General features: G+C 63.5%; 1 pseudogene. It reads left to right on the forward strand.

Features of this window, described 5'->3' with window-relative positions:
* Positions 1-126: 126 nt before the first annotated feature.
* Positions 127-337, forward strand: a pseudogene (locus ASD32_RS30075) (phage tail protein); the annotation flags it as partial.

The following is a 337-nucleotide window of genomic DNA, read 5'->3' on the forward strand; positions in this document are numbered from 1 at the left end:
GCAGGCCGTTGAAGAATGCCAGGCCGTGATTGCCGAGCGCGATCGGCGCATTGCCGAGCTGGAAGCTGAGATTGCCCCTCCGGCTGAAATCGAGCCTGCGCTTGAAGAAACGGCACAGGTGCACTGATGGCGCTCCCGACCACCTACAATACCGGCACGGCAACGATCAATGCCAACGAAACGGCAGTCGTTGGACAGGGAACGACCTGGCTCACATCAGGCGTCCAGGCGGGTGACTTGTTCGCGGCTGCCGGTCTCGATGTCCGCATTGCGGCCGTCGTCAGCAATACCAGCCTGACCCTGGCCTACCCATGGCCGGGCGCCACCCGCACAGCAC

Source organism: Rhizobium sp. Root483D2, from assembly GCF_001426685.1.
In the GTDB taxonomy this organism is placed as follows: domain Bacteria; phylum Pseudomonadota; class Alphaproteobacteria; order Rhizobiales; family Rhizobiaceae; genus Pararhizobium; species Pararhizobium qamdonense.